Raw genomic sequence first — 18,289 nt, 5'->3', positions numbered from 1 at the left:
ATGTTCAAGGCAAGCATCCGCAACTTCCTGGCCCACAAGGGCCGGATGGCGCTGTCCACCCTCGCCGTCCTGTTCGGCGTGGCGTTCGTGTCCGGCACCCTGGTGTTCTCCGACACCATCAACGTCGCGTTCACGAACATCTCCAGCTCGACCGCCGCCGACGTCACGGTCAAGCCGAAGCAGGCCTTCACCCCCGAGGTCGAGGACCGCGGCCTGTCCGGCGAGACCCCGACCCTGCCCGCGAGCGTCGTGGCCAAGGTCGCCGCCGTCCCGGGCATCAAGGCCGCGCACGGCCAGGTGAGCCTGCAGAACCTCACCGTCGTCGACAAGGACAACAAGCCCGTCGGCCCCACCACCGGCGCCCCGACGCTCGGCCAGAACTGGTACGACGACCCGCAGGTCCACCTGGTGCAGGGCCACGCACCGACTCACAGTGGTGAGATCGTCCTCGACCAGGCCAGCGCCCTGCACAAGGGCATCCACCTCGGCGACCCGCTGCACATCCTCACCCCGACCGGCTCCACCCCGGGCACCCTGGTCGGCGTCGTCACCTTCAAGTCCGGCAACCCCGGCGTGACCATGGCCTACGTCGACACCGCCACCGCCCAGAAGCAACTGCTCGGCAAGCCCGACCAGTTCACCGGCATCACGGTCGACACCGCCCCAGGGACCAGCCACACCACCGCCCAGACGGCGATCAAGACCGCGCTCGGCGACGGCTACTCGGTGGCCACCAAGGAACAGCAGGCCGCCACCGCCGCCCAGCAGATCAGCTCCTTCCTCAGCGTCGTGACCATGGCCCTGCTCGGCTTCGCCGGACTCGCCGTGCTGGTCGGGATCTTCCTGATCCTCAACACCTTCTCCATGCTGGTCGCCCAGCGCACCCGCGAACTCGGCCTGCTGCGCGCCCTGGGCGCCGGACGCGGCCAGGTCATGCGCTCGGTCCTCATCGAGGCCCTGCTGCTCGGCGTCATCGGCTCCACCCTCGGCCTCGGGGCCGGCATCGGCCTGGCTGCCGGCCTCAAGTCGCTGATCTCCAGCTTCGGCGTCGACCTCTCCGACACCGCCCTGGTCATCAACCCCGGCACCCCGATCGCCGCCTACGCCGTCGGCGTGATCGTCACGCTGCTCGCCGCCTACCTTCCGGCTCGCCGTGCGGCCCGGATCTCCCCGATGGCCGCGCTGCGCGAAGCGGCAACGCCGCCCGCGCCGAAGCTGGGCCGGCGCACCGCGCTCGGTGCCGTGCTGCTCGTGGCGGGCCTGGGTCTGCTGTACAGCGCCGCCACCCACCACGCCACCATCATCACGGCGGGCGCCCTGCTCGGCGGCGGCATCGTCGCCTCCCTCCTCGCCCTGGTCGTCCTCGGCCCGGCGCTCTCCCGCGTGATCGTCTACGGCCTGGGGGCGCCCTACCCGGCACTCTTCGGCGCGATCGGGCGGATGAGCCGCCTGAACGCGGTGCGCAACCCCCGCCGTACCGGGGCCACCGCAGGCGCGCTGATGATCAGCCTGTCCCTGGTCGGCGCGGTCGCCGTCCTCGCCGCCTCGCTCACCACCTCCGTCAACAAGGATGTCGACAACACCTTCGGCGCCGACTACGTCCTCTCCGGCAACGGCGCCACCCCGATCGGCCACGAGGTCACCGACCACGTCAAGGCCGTCCCCGGCATCCAGGCCGTCACCCGCCAGCGCTACGCCGTCGCCCACCTGAACGGGTTCCAGCTCGTGGTCTCGGGCGTCGACACCAACACGGTCGACCAGGCCGTCAAACCGCAGTACGTCGCGGGCTCCACCGCCGATGTCGCGGCGGGCAAGGTGATGGTCGACCAGACCACCGCCGACGCCGACCACCTGAGCATCGGCTCGCAGGTCGAACTGCACTTCCTGAACGGCAACGTGGGCACCCTCACCGTCGGCGCGATCTCCAAGCCCCCGGCGGGCGCGGGCAAGGACGGCGGCAGCTGGGAGGTCTCCCTCGACACCCTCAACCGCTTCGCCCCCGAGGCTCAGGACTTCGCCCTCTACCTCAACACCGCGCCGGGCGCCGACAAGCAGCACGTCCAGAACGCCCTGGACAGCACTCTCGCGGACTACCCCCAGGTGACCGTGCAGAACCAGGCCGACTACAAGAAGTCGATCGCCGGCCAGGTCGACACCGTCCTCTACCTGGTCTACGCCCTGCTCGCCCTCGCGATCGTCATCGCCGTCCTCGGCGTCATCAACACCCTCGCCCTCTCGGTGATCGAGCGCACCCGCGAGATCGGCCTCCTGCGGGCCGTCGGCACCTCCCGGGGCCAGGTGGGCCGGATGATCCGCCTGGAGTCCGTACTGATCGCGGTGCACGGCGCCCTGCTCGGCCTGGGCCTGGGTCTGGCCTGGGGAATCGCCGGGCAGAAGGCTCTGACGCTGTATGGGATCACCGCGCTCGGCATCCCGTGGACCACCATTCTCGCGGTGCTCGTCGGAGCGGCCCTGGCCGGACTCGCCGCCGCCGTCCTCCCTGCGATGAAGGCGGCCCGCACCCGGGTCCTCACCGCCATCGCCTCCGCGTAGAGCCACCGGCCGACTTCACACCTCCCCTGGGGGGAGCCGACCGGCACAGCCGCCGCCCGCCGACGGGCGCGCCCCCGAGCGCCCGTCGGCGGGCGGCGGCGTTGTGCGGCTGGGCGGCGACGAAACCCAGCGCAGACCGGAGCGGTCTTCGGAATGCGCCACGGCGAGCACAGAGAATTCCCGTGAGCCCGCAGAGCATCGGGGATGCCGGGATTTACGACGGCTATTCTCTGGCTGGCCTTCGACCAGGTCGGATTGATTTCGCTCGACAGTGCTGGACTCCCTTTCCGGTGACTTTCTGGGCGATCCGCGGGAATCGCTGGATCCACGGCCGTAGTGGCGCTACCCTGGAGACATAAACACCACCCGGACCCTCCGTCAAGCCCCTGACCTGGGGACCAGCTGGGGACCGCGCGTCATGCGCACTGCCGCACGAGGTGCACGCAGTGCGCTGGTTTGCACGCGCACGACGTGCGGGCGAACGCATTTCAGGCAGGAAAAGGAGAGCCATTCCTGACTGGGGGTCAAGGGATCGCAGGTTCAAATCCAGTCGTCCCGACTGGGGTTAGTCCCATTGTCGCAGGTCAGAGGCCGTTTTCTCGTGTTCGCGAGGAAGCGGCCTTCGGCGTTCTCCGGGGCATGCCTCTCACACCCGTCTCACGGTTTCACGGTTCGACGCTGGGGCGGAGGCCGCTTGGCGTCGTGAACTGGTGACCAGCTGCGTTGTTCCTACCTTTATGTCTGCTCTGGCAGTCACAACTATGGTTTCGATGGTTGCTCGCCGTGATCGCAGGCTCAGTCTGACGGGTTCGCACTTGACTCTTTCCGGCGCTGATCAAGTGCGCGCCGACAGGTCCGCGGCTGCCCCAGTGGCGGATAAATCAGGAGGATGAGGCGGCCGCAGCTCGATTCATCACGCGGCTCGATATGCGGGCGCTCCTGGTGCGGCGTCAGGGCGGTTGCCACCGAACCTTCTTCGGCGGCAACCGCAGCAGCAGGTCGTCTCGAAGCTATCGGCTGAACGCCCAGTAATCGTGGGGTCCCGCCCGGCCGGTAGGGCCGGGCGGGACCCCCACAGCGCGGAGCTGCGGTCAGCGGGGTCGGGGGTCTGCGGGACGGTGATCGCTCGTGCCGCTGCGTCCGGCCAGCCTGCCGTGACGAACGTCCCGAAGGGGTGGAAGCTGTGGCGGCCACTCGACATGGGGGACCGCCTCGCAACCAGTGAAGCCATCTGCGAGATCGGCCTTCACGGTGCAGAAGTTGACAAGACAGCCTTCTACCTGCGGTCGAGTGCTTCAGGCCGGGCACCCGCGTCCAGCCATCCTGAAGATCTCGCACACTTTCCGTTATCCGAAGCCCCCCTGCCCGATCTCCCATACGTCGGCGGCAAACCATCCCATCTGCCGACGAGGAGAGAACATGACCGACACACGAGTGGTACGCGGGCGCGACAACGGCCCTGTGCCGGTGGGCACTTCGGTAGCGGCGAGCATCATCGTCGGGACCCTGTCCCGCCACGGACAATCTCCGAACTGACCGTCAGTCGACTCATCGCAGAGCCTGCGATCGGCCAGGAATAGCCATCGCCTCGGCGCCCCACAACCGACACGGACCGACCGTGTCAGAAAAATCGACGAAACATCACCTCATTGCGCAGCCTCCCCACGAGGCCGCGCCGCACGGTGCTGCCCCCACGCCAGGAGAACCCATGAAAGCCGCACACGCCCGCAACAAGCTGCCCAAGCTCCTGATAGCCGCCGCCCTTGCGCTGACCGCCGGAGTCGGGATCGCCGCCAACGGGCCGGGCAGCGCTCACGCGGGGCTTACCAGCCCGTCTCCCGAAGTCAAGACCGACGCTCCCCGCCCAGGTTTGGCACCCCAGTCGGCCACCGAAGCCGTCCAGGACGACGCGAAGCGGGTGCGTCCCAAGGACCGTCGGCCTCTGCCGTCCAACACCGAGGCACAGCAGCAGAACTACGGCAGCCCGACAAGGTCCGCCGCGGCAAGGTCCGCCGCGGCAAGGTCGAAGACAACGACCGGGGAGTCGGGCGGCCCGAAGGCGAGCGCCGCCGCCTGCTCCACCAGCGCCTTCACCGCGAACACCGGCGGCGCGCTGATCCAGGCGATCCAGTCCGCCGGCCCGGACTGCATCAACGGCCTGTTCAACATCACCGGTTCGGACGCACACCTGGCCTTCCAGGAGTCGCAGATGACCACGGTGGCGGACGCCTTGGCCGCCGCCTCCCGCAGCTACCCGGGGGACAACAGCACCCACGTCCTGGAGCTCGTGCTCTACCTCCGGGCCGGCTACTACGTGCAGTGGAACCACAAATCCGACGTCGGTACCTACGGCAGCGCTCTGCAGACCGCGATCCAGTCCGCCCTGGACTCCTTCTACGCCAACGCCCACAGCCTGGACGCCACCGACGCCAACGGCGCCGTCCTCTCGGAAGCCGTCACCCTGATCGACAGCGCCGGCCAGAACGCTCGCTACCTGCCCGTCCTCAAGAAGCTGCTCACCGGCTACAACAGCTCGTACAACGACTCGTACACCATGCTGACCGCGGTCAACAACGTCTACACCGTCCTCTTCCGCGGCCACCAGAACCCCGACTTCGTCGCCGCCACCGAAGCCGACCCTTCCATCCTCACCACCCTCGAGACCTTCGCCAACAACAACCTCGGCCTCCTGGGCGGACCGCAGAGCTACCTGGCGTCCAACGCCGGCACCGAGCTGGCCCGGTTCCTCCAGGACCGCACCCTGACCCCCGCCGTCCGCCCGATGATCAAGAACCTGCTGGCCAAGTCCTCGATGACCGGCCCCACCGCCCCCCTCTGGGTCGGCATCGCCGCCCAGGCGAACGACAACGACCAGAACAACTGCTCCGACTACGGCACCTGCGACCTCCCCAACCGGCTCAGGAAGGCCGTGCTGACCATCGACTATCAGTGCGGCACGATCCACATCGTGACCCAGGCGCTCACCAAGGAGCAGCTGCTCAGCACCTGCGACAGCCTCACCGGCGAGAACGCCTACTTCCACAAGCTCGCCAAGGACCCCGGCCCGCTGCCCGGCGACCACAACAGCGCCATGGAGGTGGACGTCTTCCACTCCACCAGCGACTACCAGACCTACGCCAACGTCATCTTCGGCGTCGACACCAACAACGGTGGTATCTACGAGGAAGGCGACCCGTCCAAGCCCGACAACCAGGCCCGGTTCGTCGCCTACGAAGCCGACTGGCTGCGCCCGAGCTTCCAGATCTGGAACCTCAACCACGAGTACACCCACTACCTGGACGGCCGCTTCAACACCGCCGGCGACTTCGCCGCCACAACCGCCACCCCCGGTACCATCTGGTGGATCGAAGGCTTCGCCGAGTACGAGTCCTACGGCTACCGCGGCGTGACGGACACCGCGGCGGTCGCCGATGCGGCCAAGGGCAGCTACCCGCTCAGCACCGTCTTCGCCAACACCTACAGCAGCGGTACGGACCGGATCTACCCCTGGGGCTACCTCGCGGTGCGCTACATGATGGAGAACCACCGCTCCGACATCGACACCCTGCTCGGCCACTACCGATCCGGTGACTACAAAGCCGCACTCGGCCTGATCAACTCCATCGGCACCAGCTACGACGCCGACTGGGCCAAGTGGCTCAAGGAATGCGCTGCCGGTGCGTGCAACGCCCCCGGCAAGCCGCTCACCGCCACCTTCATCGCCAAGGCGAACGGCCTGAACGTCACGCTCACCGACACCACCGAAGACTCCGCGGCGATCACGGCTCACAAGTGGGACTTCGGCGACGGCACTACCTCCACCGATGCCAATCCGATCAAGACCTACGTCAAGCCGGGCAGCTACCACGTCCGGCTGACCGTCACCGACAAGGCCGGCGCCACCGCAACCGCCGACCAGACGGTCGCGGTCGGTGCTTCAACCGCCGAGTGCACCGCTGACGACACCCGCCGACTGGCTCAGAACTGCAGCCGGTCCAACCTCACCGCCGCCGCCCGGGACAACAGCTACCTCTACATCGACATCCCCGCCGGAACCAAGAAGCTCACCATCACGACCACCCCTGGCACCGGAATCACCGACCTCTACTACAACCCCACCACTTGGGCCGACAGCACCGCCAATACCGCCTCCGCCACCGGCAACGGCCCGCACACCCTCACCATCACCAACCCCCCGGCCGGCTGGAACTACATCACCCTCCACGCCACGACCGCCGTCACCGGCGCCACCGTGACGACCACGTTCTGACCCGGCCGGTCGCGCCTTCGGGCCAAAGCAGCCGGTGCCCAGCACGCGACTCTGGTTTACCGCTCCGGGTTCTCCTGGGCCTGAGTCTGCTTCTCGTCGTAACGCGGCCGTGCGGCTGCGAACCGTGGCGAGAACTCGATGATCGTGGACAGCAGCTCACCGAGCGAGTCGACGACCACCTCGCCCGTCGGGGTGAGGCTGTACTCGACGTGAGACGGAATGGAACGCACCAGCTTCCGATCCACCACCCCGTCACGCTCGAGCGCCTTCAGTGTCTGCGACAGCCTGCGCTCGCTGACTCCACCCACAGTGGTTCGCCCAGGGCCATGGCGGCACCCTGTCCGCTCAAGAGGAGCGGGACGGTGCAGGCCACGATGTGGTGCGGACGGACCCGGCCTCGTGGCAGCGGCGCAGGCCGGTGGGTCGGCCTGCGCCGCGGCGGGTCAGCGGGCTCGTCGGCCGGCGAGGTGGTGCGAACGCGTTCGCCGCGCCAAGGTAGGCCGGGCGGAGCAGCCTGGCTGATCGCCAAGCCGGGCCGAGTGCCGGTCACGCGAGAGCGCGGTCCCAGCTGTTGCGCACGGCGCAGTCGCTCGAGGAGGCCTGCTCCGTCCCCTGACGCTCATGCCTTGCTCCATTGCTGGTTGGCGGCGGCGGTGCAGTTCCACAGCTCGAGCGGGGTGCCGTTGCCGGTGGCGCCGGCGGTCACGTCCAGGCACAGGCCGGACCGGACGCCGCGGATGGTGCCGTCCGTGGCGAAGGCCCACTGCTGGTTGGCCGAGCCTTGGCAGGGCCAGAGGATGACGGCCGTGCCGGGGGAGGTGCCGCCGCCGCTGGCGTCCAGGCACAGGCCCTCGGTGGTGAGCGCCTGGCCGGAGGTGTAGGTCCAGTTCTGGTTGGCGCCCCCGCCGCAGTCCCAGATGTCGACGCGGGTGCCGGGGCTGGTGCTGCCCCCCGGGTCGTCCAGGCATCGGCTGGAGGCTGCGCTGACCAGGGGCTGGTCGTTCGGCGCGGCCGTGGCGGGCAGGCCGATCGACACCGGGCCGAGCGTGCGCGCGGCGGTGGGGGGCATGCCGGTCACCGCCGCCACCGGCAGGGCGCTGACGGGCGCGGAGGGTCGCTGGACGAGGTAGGAGCGCCCGGCCACGACGGGGATGGAGATCTGCGTGGCGGCGGTGGGAGCGACGACGAGCGTGGTCTCGTCGCGTCCGTCGACGACCTCGACCGGCTGGCCGGGCCAGGGGTTGCGCAGCTTGAGCGTCCCGGTGGAGCCCGCGTTGACGCCGACGGTGGTCACGGTTCCGCCGTGCACCTGGACCGAGACCTTGCTGCCGCCCTGGACGAACACCGTCCCGTCGGCGTCCCAGCCCGCCGGCAGGGCGGGGGCGATGCGGATCAGCCCGTCGTAGTCCTGGACCAGGGCTTCGTCGAGCGCCGCGGCCACGACACCCTGCTGTTCGACGTATGGCTCGTCACCGACGAACGTCGCCAGGCCAGACGGCAGGTGCTGGTACCGCTCGGTCAGGCCGGTGAGGGTGGCGGCGACCTCGCTGCCCAGGCCCAGCCGGGCCGCCTGGATCGGGTCGTCGCTCCAGTCGTTGACCTCCTGGTTGGGCCGGTCGGCGTAGGTGCGCTCGGCGAGGTCGGACAGGCTCCCGGAGTCACCGATGAGCCCGTAGGGCCACACCGGTTCCAGGCCGATGTTCTCGGAGTTCATCTTCGACGCGGACGGGTCGTAGGACGGCGCGATCACGTCGGTGCCGGCGGCGTCGGCGGCGGGGGTCAGCAGCTGGGACTGGGTGGCGGCGTCGGTGCGCGCGAACGGGCGGAGCTCCGGGATCGCGGCGTCGAGCTGGGTGACCAGGTCCGGGTCCCGGCCCAGGAGCCGGGCGGCCTGGACCGTGGCGGGGAAGAGGGCCTGCATGGCCGCGAGGTCGGTCGTGGGGTCGTGGACGTCCCACTGGGTCTCGTGCGCGTTGGACGGATAGGTGTGCAGGTAGCCGTCGGGCCCGGTGGTCGCGTAGGCGAGCAGGAACCGGGAGGCCTGGGCCATCAGCGGGTAGTTGGCCGCGAGGAACGAGGTTTGACGTGTCATCAGGTACTGCTGCCACACCCACAGCCCGACCTCGGCACCGGTCGAGATGGTGCGCGCGTTGTAGTACGGCCCGGAGGCGGCGTCGCAGTTGAGGCCGGGGGAGGAGAGCCAGGTTTCGTACTCGTAGCCCTGGCCGTTGAAGCGCATCGTCTCCGGCACGCAGCTGCCCGGGCGCTGTCCCATGTGGGCCTGGGTCCAGGACTGGATGTTCGTCAGGTTGTCGCGGTAGAGGTTGAAGTAGGGGGTGTTGAGATCGAAGGCACCCGCCGACAGGTTCGCCTGGACCTGCATGCGCATGTTCCACTGCCAGTAGGAGCCCGGGTCCCACTTGTGGTCGTCCTGGTAGGGCGAGAACAGGTCGGCGACCCCGGCCTGTGAGCCGGGGTAGGTGTCGCGGCTCTCCGCGGCCGCGTCGTACAGGTCGAGCGTGCGCAGGTTCTCCAGGTAGTCGGCACTCCCGTCCGCGGCGGAGAACCTGACCAGCCCGATCCGCCCCCAGTAGGAGTGCCACCAGGCCAGGTGGGCTGCTTCCAGCGCGGCGGACGCGGCGCTCGCGTCCGTGCCGAGCAGCCGCGTCGCGGTGGCCTGTGCGTCGCCGCCGGTCCAGTGCGGAGCGGCGGCGACGACGCGGAACGAGCCGTCCGGGTGGGGGCTGAAGGAGACCTTGACGGTCTCAGGATCGACGACGGCCGCGCTGACGTTCTGGCCGCCCGCCGTGACGGCGCCGAGGGAGCCGAAGACCGCACCGCTCGCACCGGGCTGGGTGTTGTCGACCCAGGTCTCGGCCAGCGTGCCGAGCGCTCCGGACGCGAGGGCCTGCGGGGAGCGGCCCGACCAGAGTGAGAGCTGCGCGCTCTGCTGGGAGTTCGGGTCGGCGCCGGTGACGTCGACGACGAGTTCGTCCTTGTCGGCCCGCACGGAGGCGGTGGCGGTCATGCCGCCGCCGGACTCGGTGAAAGTGCCGTCGTAGAGGTCAAGATGGGCGCTGTAGTCGGTCGCGCCGGTGAGCTTGGCCAGGCCGGGGATGGTCAGCCAGCCCGGCGACTTGCGGTCGGGGTAGGTGTCGGAGCGGTTCAGCTGAGCGGTGAAGCCGCCGGCGGCCCACACGGCGGCGCCGAGGGTGCCGTTGCCCAGCGGCATGAACTGCGACTGCGCGGCGTTGGGACGCCCCAGCACCACGTTGGAACGCCGGACCAGGTTCGGGGTGTCCACGGTGAACTGCCCGTCCTGCCAGGCCGTGGTCGCGGTCGCGGCATGGGCGCGTGGCGGGGCCGGTGGCGCGAGCGACAGCGCGGCGGCCAGCGCGACGGCGGCGGTCAGGCCGAGTGCTCGCGCGCGTCGACGTATTCCAGACGGCACGTGGCTTCTCCGATCTGTTCGGTGTTGTGAACGACGTGCTGGACAGGTGCGGCCGGCGGGCGGGCCGGTGTTGTGCCTCGGTCGTCGCCGTGGGCCGTGGCGCGGTCCGGGTCGCGCACCGCGGAGTTGGGTCCGTGCTCGACGTTCCCGAGGTCGGTCCCACCCGGTCGAGGTGCAGCGGGGGCGGGCGGCGACCGGGGGCAGTGTCGGCGCTTGCGGTGAGCAGGTGCCATGGATCGCGCCGGAACTGGCGTGAGGATTCGCGGGGAGGCCGGGCGGGGAGCGCGCCCGCCCGGCGGGGGCGGGGCGGACGTGCCGCGGGAGTCCGTGCGGGGACTCCCGCGACGGTGGTGCCACGACCGGTATGTTCAGATGGTCAGTTGATCTTCCACTGCTGCAACGGTGTGCTGCTGTCCGGCTGTTGGGTCAGCAGGGCGCCGTCGGCGGTGTCGGCTGTGGTCAGCAGGAGCCCGGTGTGGACGTTGGTGAGGGTGTAGCCGCCGGACGGGAGCCGGCTGACCGTCCAGTGCTGGTTGTCGTTGCCGGTGCAGCTCCACTGGATCACGGCGGTGCCGGGCGTGGTGGAGCCGCCCTGGTCGTCCGCGCACAGCTGGGAGTAGGCGTTGGTGAGGGTGTAGGAGCCGTCGGGCTGCCGGGTGAAGGTCCAGCCCTGGTTCTGGCCGCCGTTGGTGGTCCAGGTGTCGAGCTGGGTGCCGGCGGTGGTCGACCAGTTGGGGTCGTCCAGGGCCTTGCCGGAGACCGACAGGACGTGGGTGCCGTTGAGGCTCGGGGTGCCGGTGGCCGCGGTGAAGGTGAGCGTCTGTGCGGAGACCGGGCGGGTGTCGCCGCCGCTGCTCGTGTTGTTCCAAGTGCGCTGCGGGGAGGTGGTCACGGCCTGGGGGCCGCCGGTGAGGCTGAGCGCCAGGTCGCTGTAGCGGTTGACCAGGCGGTAGCCACCGGTGGGGGTGGACGGGCCGCTGCTCGCCGGGCTCTGCACGATGGTCTGGATGGACCACTGCTGGCCGACCGTGGGACTGGTGCCGTGGCCCTGGAGGGTCGGGGCGGCGCCCCAGGCACGTCCGGCGTCGGTGGTGGAGTCGACGGCGAGCAGCTGGCCGGTGGCGGCGTTGGCGATGGTGTAGAAGCCGTCGCTGGTGGGGGTGAAGGTCCACTGCTGGGCGGCGGCGCCGGCGGTGGCGGAGGTGGTGAGGGTGCCACCGCTCTGGGCCAGGTACCGGCCGTTGCCCGCCGCGAGCTGGTACGGTACGCCGCCACTGACCGGCGCGGTCGGCAGGGCCGCGGCGGAGGTGGGGGCGATCGTGACGTCGGAGTACTCACCGTCCCCAGTGGAGCAGCTGATCCAGCAGTACGAGCGGAAGGTCCGGCCGAGGACGGTGGTGCCGGTCTTGCTGCCGGAGTCCACCAGCCAGCGGTACCAGGAGCTCTGCGGGCCGCCGGCGGTGCCGATGTCGGTCCACTGTTGGGTCGCGAGGTCGTCGGTGACGTAGTAGTGCTGGGGCTGGTTGGAGCCGGCCTCGTTCTCGGGGGTGCCGATGTACTTGCCCAGGTAGGCGTCCCAGGCGATGTTCAGCACGGACAGCTGGGAGGGGGCCGGGATGGTGCCTGCGGCGATCTGGGCGCTGATGCTGCCGGTGTTGTCGGGGGAGTAGCTGTCGCCGGGGGCGAGGTAGCCGGTGCCGACGCCCTGGGCGGGGACGATGTCGCTCTCGGCGCCGCCGATGCCGGGGGTGGACCAGGAGCCGTCCTCCCACTTGGTCCACGAGGAGCGGGCCATCTTCTGGGAGATCGGCGCGCGGGCGACGTGCTCCTCGAAGCCGCCCCAGCCGCCGTTCTCGTCGACGGCGCGGGACATGTAGAAGACGTAGAAGTAGCCGGAGCGGTAGTCGACGAACAGGCGTGGGTCGCCGTCGCCGTAGTAGTAGGTGGAGTTGGGGAACGTGGCGTTGTCGCCGCGCACGGTGCTGTAGGGGGTGGTGATGGCGTGGTCGACGATGGTCCAGGTCTTGCCCTGGTCCTTGGAGACGGTGTAGTCGATGGCGTCGTAGTGCAGGCCGTCGCCGAAGGGCTGCGGGGTGAACTCGTTGTGCACCAGGCCGTACCACCAGCCGGTGTCGGGGTCGACCCAGACCCCGACCAGGTCGCAGTAGTTGCGCTGGGCGTAGCCGGAGCCGGCCGGTGCGTAGGTCGCGCTCAGGCCGGTGGGGCTGTTGTTGCAGCGCCAGGTGGTGTCGGAGTTGCTGTCCTGGGGGTTGGCGGGGTTCACCGCGCTGCTGATCGGTGCGCGGGTGGCGGTGTCGAAGTTCGAGCCGCTGTAGAACTGCCAGCTGCGGCCGTCGGTCGCGCCGTACAGCGAGTGTGCCGACTGGTAGTAGAACCGGCCGTTGCTGTCGGTGTAGCCGGCGGCCGGGGTGTCGTCGGCGTTGCCGAACGGGACGGGCTTGCCCGCCGAGAGGGTGTACGGCGCGGGCGGGGCCGAGGTGCCGCCCCAGACCTCGGTCGACGCGGGGGTGCACGGGGCGAGGCCGACGCGGGCGTTGGCCGTGATCGAGGTGCCCTGCATGGCCAGGCACTTGGCGGACTTGGCGCTGTAGATGGTGCCGTCCGGGAGCCAGCCGAACTTCTGGTTGGGCTGGGAGTTGCAGCCGTAGAGCTGGATCAGGGCGCCGGTGGCGTTGGAGGCGTCGGTGACGTCGAGGCACTTGCCGAACGCGGTGACGCTGCCGTCGGTGTGCCAGGTCCACTGCTGCTCGGTCGAGCCGTTGCAGCCGAGCAGTTGGATGGTGTTGCCGTCGGCGGTGCCGGCGTTCGCGTCGTCCAGGCACTCGCCGCCGATGGTGACCGTGCCGGCGGTGGCGGTGGCGGTGGCGGTGGCGGTGGCGGAGGCGGAGGCGCTTGGCGCGGAGGCGAGGGGGAGGCAGGTTGCCGCTGCCAGGGTCAGGACCGGCACGAGCGAGGCCCGTGACAGCCGGGACGTCGTCCGTCTCATGGGGGAATCCTTCCGGTTGCGCGCTGCCCGCAGGAGGGGGGTGGCAGCGCGGCCGATTATTAGTTCCGCCAGAATCCGAACTTATCGGCAGGGATGTCAACCCCCGTGCATGAGAACCGGCTGCATGGTGATCTGATGATGATCAGGGCGGGCCGTCGCCCCGGAGTTGGAGGCGGACGGCCCGCGGCTGGTGGGAGTCAGCGCTGGGCTGGCGTCATGGCGCTGGTCGGGTCCTGGTAGACGGCGTCGAGCGCGAGCAGCGCGCCGCCGCGGGCGGTGCCGGTCAGGCCGGTGGTGGACAGGACGATCTCGCAGCCGCCGGCGTTCGGGGCCATCACGCGCTCGCGGACCTGGGCGGTCACGCTGTCGATCAGGTACTCGCCGAAGAAGGCGAAGTGGCCGCCGAGGACGATGAGCCGCGGGTTGAGGATGTCGGCCAGCAAGGCCAGTCCTGGGGCCAGGTTGTCGGCGATCCGCTGCAGCGCCTCCAGCGTGCGGGCGTCCCCGGCGCTCGCACGGTCGCGCAGCTCGGCGAGGCGCCGTTCCAGGTCCACCATGGGGTCCCAGACCAGGTCGCCGGGGTCGGCGGCGTAGCGCAGCAGGGCGCCGCGGCCGATGGTGGTCTCCCAGCAGCCGCGCCGGCCGCAGGCGCACAGCTGATCGGAGGGCACCAGCTGGAGGTGGCCGACCTCGCCCGCGTAGCCGCCGGCGCCGCGCAGCAGCTGCCCGCCGGCGATGATGCCGACCCCGACGCCGGTCTGGCCGGTGACGTAGACGAGGTCGCGGACGTTGTCGGCGGAGGCGGTCACGTACTCGGCCAGCGCGCCGAGCTTCGCGTCGTTCTCCAGGTGCAGCTCCGGGGCGCCCGGTCCCAGGCGCTCGCGCAGGCCGGCGATGGCCGGTACGTCGCGCCAGCCGATGTTGGACGCGAAGCCGACCGTGCCCGTGTTCATGTCGGTGGCACCGGGCGTGGCCAGGGTGACCCCGGCGACGCGTCCGCCGTCACGGCGCAGTGTCTCGATGCCCCGGGCGACCAGCTGCGCGGTGGTGTCCAGGGTGGCGTCGGGCCCGGCGGCCCGCACGTCGAAGGGGATCCGCTGCTCGGCGGTGATCTGGCCCTTGAGGTTGAGGGCGAGCAGGCTGACGTAGTCCACGTTGATCTCGGCGCCGATGCCGTGGACGCCGCTGCCGTCGATCTCCACGGCCTGTCCGGGGCGGCCGACCGTGCCGCGGTCGCGCTCGGCCTGGCCCTCGCGGATCAGACCGCCCTCCAGCAGTTCCGCGGTCAGGTTGGAGACCGTGGCCTTGGGCAGGCCGGTGTCGTCGGAGATGCGCGCGCGCGAGCGGGGGCCCTCGTCGCGCAGCAGTCGCAGCACCATGCCGAGGTTGGCCCGGCGGGACGAGGAGCGGTCCCGGGCGACGGCGGGTCCCGCCATGGCCAGACTTCGCACGCCCGACCCCTGAAGCGCTGCCTTCACCAACCACTCCTCTCGCGCGTTCACCCCCGAGACCGCCGGGCGGGGCTTGGTGGCCTGTGCTCACGGCCGTCGACGGTCTCCTGTCGCTGCTCTTGACTTTAACAGGTTTGGTTCAAACAATAACCGAACGAATTGTGATTTCGGTTCTCCATCCGGGCACGAGGAGATACACGTGAAGGCAAGACCTGTTTCGATGGCCGCCGCGCTCACGGTCGTGATGGCGGCGGCCCTCGTCGCCGGCTGTTCGTCCAGCGGCAACAGCGGCTCGGGCTCCGCGTCGGGCCCGGTCAAGCTCGACTTCTGGGGCTGGGCCCCGGGCTACGACCAGTCCGTCGCCCTGTTCAACAAGACCCACCCGGACATCCAGGTCACCTTCGACAAGACCGCCTCCGGTGGCAAGGGCGGCTACACCAAGATGCTCACCGCCGCCAAGGCCGGCAACGCCCCGTGCCTGGCCCAGGTCGGCTACGAGACGCTGCCCAGCTTCGCCGCCGCCGGCGCGCTGGACGACATCACGAAGTACGCGGACGACGCCAAGTCCCAGTTCGCCGGCTGGACCTGGAACCAGGTCACCGTCGAGGCCCGCACCTACGGCATCCCGGTCGACACCGCGCCGATGGCGCTGATGTACCGCAAGGACCTGTTCGCCAAGTACGGCATCACCACCCCGCCGGCCACCTGGGAAGAGTACGCCGCCGACGCCGCCAAGGTGCATGCCGCCGACCCGTCCGTCTATCTCGGCGACTTCGGCAACGACGCCTACAACTACGCCGGGCTGGCCTGGCAGGCCGGCGCGGGCTGGTTCGGCACCGGAGGCGACCAGTGGCAGGTGTCCCTGAACAACGCCGCCAATCAGAAGGTCGCCTCCTACTGGCAGGACCTGCTGGACAAGAAGCTGCTGAAGACCGATCCCAGCTACGACCCCTCGCTCTACAACGACATGACGGGCGGCAAGATCCTCTCCGACGTCAACGCGGTCTGGGACGCCCCGATCATCGCCAGCAGCGTCAAGGGCGGCGCCGGGCAGTGGGCGGTTGCCCCGATGCCGGTGTGGGACGCCGCCAACCCCGCGTACGGCAACGACGGCGGCTCGGCCACCGTGGTCCTCAAGGGCTGCGCCCACGCCAAGGAGGCCACCGAATTCGCCACCTGGATGAGCACCGACGCCGACAGCGTCAGCAACCTGATCAAGGTCACCGGCATCTACCCCGCCGCCACCTCGGGCCTGGCCAACCCCGCGCTCTCCGCGCCGGACCCGTTCTACGGCGGCCAGACCATCTACGACGTCTTCAAGGCCGAGACCGCCCACATCGCCACCACCTGGCAGTGGGGGCCCACCATGACGCAGACCGCCACCGACCTCGGCGACGGCCTCGGCAAGGCAGGCACCGGCAGCACCACCCTGCCCACCATGCTCACCGACGTGCAGGGCAAGACGGTGGCCGGCATGAAGCAGCAGGGCCTGACCGTCGCCGGCTGAAGCCCCGTCGACCGGTTCCGCACCACCCCCAACCGTGTGGGACCACCCACTGACCGGCCCTGCTCCGTCTGACCCCGATCGGGGTGGGGCCGCCCACCGGCCGGCCCCACACCGCCCGCTGCTCAGCGGCAAGGGACCGGTCGGGCGGGGGCGCCCCGGCCCGATCAAGGAGAGGCAACACCCATGACCACCGCCCTCGCCGGGCGGACAGCACGGCAGGCCCCGGCCGGCCGGCCGGCTCGGCCCACCCGGCGCGCACGCCGCCAGGCCCGGACCGTCGCGCTGTTCCTGGCTCCGTTCCTACTGCTGTTCACGGCCCTGTACCTGGCGCCGATCGGCTACACCGTCTACCAGAGCCTGTACCGGATGCACCGCTCCGGCCTCGGCCTGTCCGCGCCCACCCAGACCTTCTCCGGCCTCGCCAACTACGCCACCGCGCTGGGCGATCCGGACTTCCGCGGCTCACTGCTGCGGGTGCTGCTGATCGGTGCGGTCCAGGTGCCGCTGATGCTGCTGCTCGCCCTGGTGCTCGCACTGCTGCTGGACGCGAGGTCGACCATGTTCAAGCGCTTCTTCCGGCTGGCCTTCTTCCTGCCCTACGCCCTGCCCGGCGTGGTGGGCGCCATCATGTGGTCCTACCTGGTCGCCCCGGGCCTCAGCCCGATCACCGCCGCCGCCCACCACCTGGGCCTGCACCTGAACCTGACCTCCGACAGCATGCTCGGTCCCACCATCGGCAACATGCTGACCTGGGGCTGGACCGGCTACAACATGCTGATCATCTACTCCGCGCTGCAGGCCATCCCCGCCGAGCTCAGCGAGGCGGCCACCATGGACGGCTGCTCGGCCGTCGCCATCGCCTGGCGGATCAAGGTGCCCATGGTGCGTCCGGCCCTGGTGCTCACCACCGTGTTCTCCATCATCGGCACCGCCCAGCTCTACAACGAGCCGGCCATCCTGCACAACGTGGCACCCAACCTGTCCAGCACCTACACCCCCATCTACGCCGCCTACGACGCCGTGAACGCGAACAACTTCAACGCCGCCGCCACCGAGTCGGTGATCCTCGCGCTGCTGGCCTTCGTGCTCTCCTTCGGCTTCCTCAGGCTCGTCCAGCGCCGCGGAGGTGCCCTGTGAGCACCACCACCCCCGTGCGGTCCGCCGCACCCGCCACCCGGTCCGCCGCGTCCGGCGCCCCGCGCGCGAAGCGGCAGCCGGCCTCGCGCTGGCTGGTGCTCGGCGTGCTGTCGCTCGCCTCGGTCTACTTCCTGGCGCCGGTGTGGTGGCTGCTGGTCTCCTCCACCAAGACCAGCGGCGACCTGTTCAGCGGAAACGGCTTCTGGTTCGGCCACTTCGCGCTCTTCGCCAACCTGCGCGAGGTGTTCACCCACCAGGGCGGCATCTACTGGCAGTGGCTGGCCAACAGCGCGCTCTACGCCGTCGGCGGCGCCGGCGTCAGCACCCTGATCTCCGCCATGGCGGGCTACGCACTGGCCAAGTACGCCTACCGCGGACGGGAGTTCACCTTCAACACGGTGCTCGCGGCGGTGCTCGTCCCGCAGCCGCTGCTGGCCGTGCCGCTCTACCTGCTCTTCTCCCAGCTGCACCTGGTCAACACCTACTGGGCGGTGCTGCTGCCCAGCATGGTCAGCCCGTTCGGCGTCTACCTGGCCCGCATCTACGCCGCCTCCTCCGTCCCCGACGAGATCATCGAGGCCGGCCGCATCGACGGCGCCGGCGAGCTGCGCATCTTCATGACGATCGCGTTGCGGGTGATGACCCCGGCGCTGGTGACCATCTTCCTGTTCCAGTTCGTGTCGATCTGGACCAACTACCTGCTGCCCGTGCTGATGCTCGCCAACGACAAGCTGCAGCCGGTCACCGTCGGAGTGGTCGGCTGGCAGGCCCAGCGCGCCATCGGCCCGACGGCCGTCCCGTTCAACATCGTGATCACCGCCGCCATGGTCTCCGCCATCCCGCTGGTCGTCCTGTTCCTGTCCCTGCAACGCTTCTGGCGCTCCGGCCTGACCGCCGGCAGCGTCAAATGAGG

At 70.1% G+C, this 18,289-nt stretch carries 9 protein-coding genes; 5 read left to right on the top strand and 4 right to left on the bottom strand.

The genetic code is table 11. The features are described 5' to 3' along the window. Positions 1-2,553, top strand: coding sequence for an ABC transporter permease (locus O1G21_RS10890; RefSeq protein WP_270142853.1), 2,553 nt, complete (start codon positions 1-3; stop codon positions 2,551-2,553). Positions 2,554-4,261: 1,708 nt separating this feature from the next. After that, positions 4,262-6,823 carry a collagenase gene (locus O1G21_RS10885; RefSeq protein ID WP_270142852.1) on the top strand — a complete coding sequence of 854 codons (2,562 nt, stop codon included), beginning with the start codon at positions 4,262-4,264 and terminating at the stop codon, positions 6,821-6,823. A gap of 56 nt (positions 6,824-6,879) precedes the next feature. Here O1G21_RS10885 and O1G21_RS10880 read toward each other — a convergent pair whose 3' ends face one another. From O1G21_RS10880 to O1G21_RS10865, 4 genes are all read right to left on the bottom strand, one after another. Further along, positions 6,880-7,131: a winged helix-turn-helix transcriptional regulator gene (locus O1G21_RS10880; protein WP_270142851.1), complete on the bottom strand. Its 252-nt coding sequence runs from the start codon at positions 7,129-7,131 to the stop codon at positions 6,880-6,882. A 311-nt stretch (positions 7,132-7,442) separates the two neighbouring features. Then, positions 7,443-10,274: an RICIN domain-containing protein gene (locus O1G21_RS10875; RefSeq protein WP_270142850.1), complete on the bottom strand. Its 2,832-nt coding sequence runs from the start codon at positions 10,272-10,274 to the stop codon at positions 7,443-7,445. Between the two features lie 376 nt (positions 10,275-10,650). Continuing rightward, positions 10,651-13,281, bottom strand: a complete 2,631-nt coding sequence (locus tag O1G21_RS10870) for an RICIN domain-containing protein (RefSeq protein ID WP_270142849.1) — start codon at positions 13,279-13,281, stop codon at positions 10,651-10,653. Between the two features lie 197 nt (positions 13,282-13,478). Then, complete coding sequence (locus O1G21_RS10865; RefSeq protein WP_270142848.1) at positions 13,479-14,717, bottom strand: ROK family transcriptional regulator; 1,239 nt, start codon at positions 14,715-14,717, stop codon at positions 13,479-13,481. Positions 14,718-14,931: 214 nt separating this feature from the next. On the opposite strand from O1G21_RS10865, the gene O1G21_RS10860 reads away from it, so the two are divergent. From O1G21_RS10860 to O1G21_RS10850, 3 genes are all read left to right on the top strand, one after another. Continuing rightward, the gene (locus O1G21_RS10860; protein ID WP_270142846.1) at positions 14,932-16,239 is read left to right on the top strand and encodes an extracellular solute-binding protein; all 1,308 of its coding nucleotides are present in this window, start codon (positions 14,932-14,934) and stop codon (positions 16,237-16,239) included. A 183-nt stretch (positions 16,240-16,422) separates the two neighbouring features. Further along, a complete protein-coding gene (locus tag O1G21_RS10855) occupies positions 16,423-17,376 on the top strand; it encodes a carbohydrate ABC transporter permease (protein WP_270142844.1) in 954 nt (317 codons plus the stop codon). Continuing rightward, on the top strand, positions 17,373-18,287 hold the full coding sequence (locus O1G21_RS10850) for a carbohydrate ABC transporter permease (protein WP_270142843.1): 915 nt from the start codon (positions 17,373-17,375) through the stop codon (positions 18,285-18,287). The genes O1G21_RS10855 and O1G21_RS10850 overlap by 4 nt, the downstream gene beginning before the upstream one ends. The last annotated feature ends 2 nt before the right edge of the window (positions 18,288-18,289 follow it).

It is taken from the genome of Kitasatospora cathayae (assembly GCF_027627435.1).
In the GTDB taxonomy this organism is placed as follows: Bacteria; Actinomycetota; Actinomycetes; order Streptomycetales; family Streptomycetaceae; genus Kitasatospora; species Kitasatospora cathayae.
Note: the sequence above shows the minus strand (reverse complement) of the source record. Positions and strands in the feature narration are given on the sequence as shown.

Coding starts and splice junctions, on each gene's coding strand:
- O1G21_RS10890 (WP_270142853.1), top strand. CDS start 1: ATGTTCAAGGCAAGCATCCGCAACTTCCTGGCCCACAAGGGCCGGATG.
- O1G21_RS10885 (WP_270142852.1), top strand. CDS start 4,262: ATGAAAGCCGCACACGCCCGCAACAAGCTGCCCAAGCTCCTGATAGCC.
- O1G21_RS10870 (WP_270142849.1), bottom strand. CDS start 13,281: ATGAGACGGACGACGTCCCGGCTGTCACGGGCCTCGCTCGTGCCGGTC.
- O1G21_RS10865 (WP_270142848.1), bottom strand. CDS start 14,717: ATGGCGGGACCCGCCGTCGCCCGGGACCGCTCCTCGTCCCGCCGGGCC.
- O1G21_RS10855 (WP_270142844.1), top strand. CDS start 16,423: ATGACCACCGCCCTCGCCGGGCGGACAGCACGGCAGGCCCCGGCCGGC.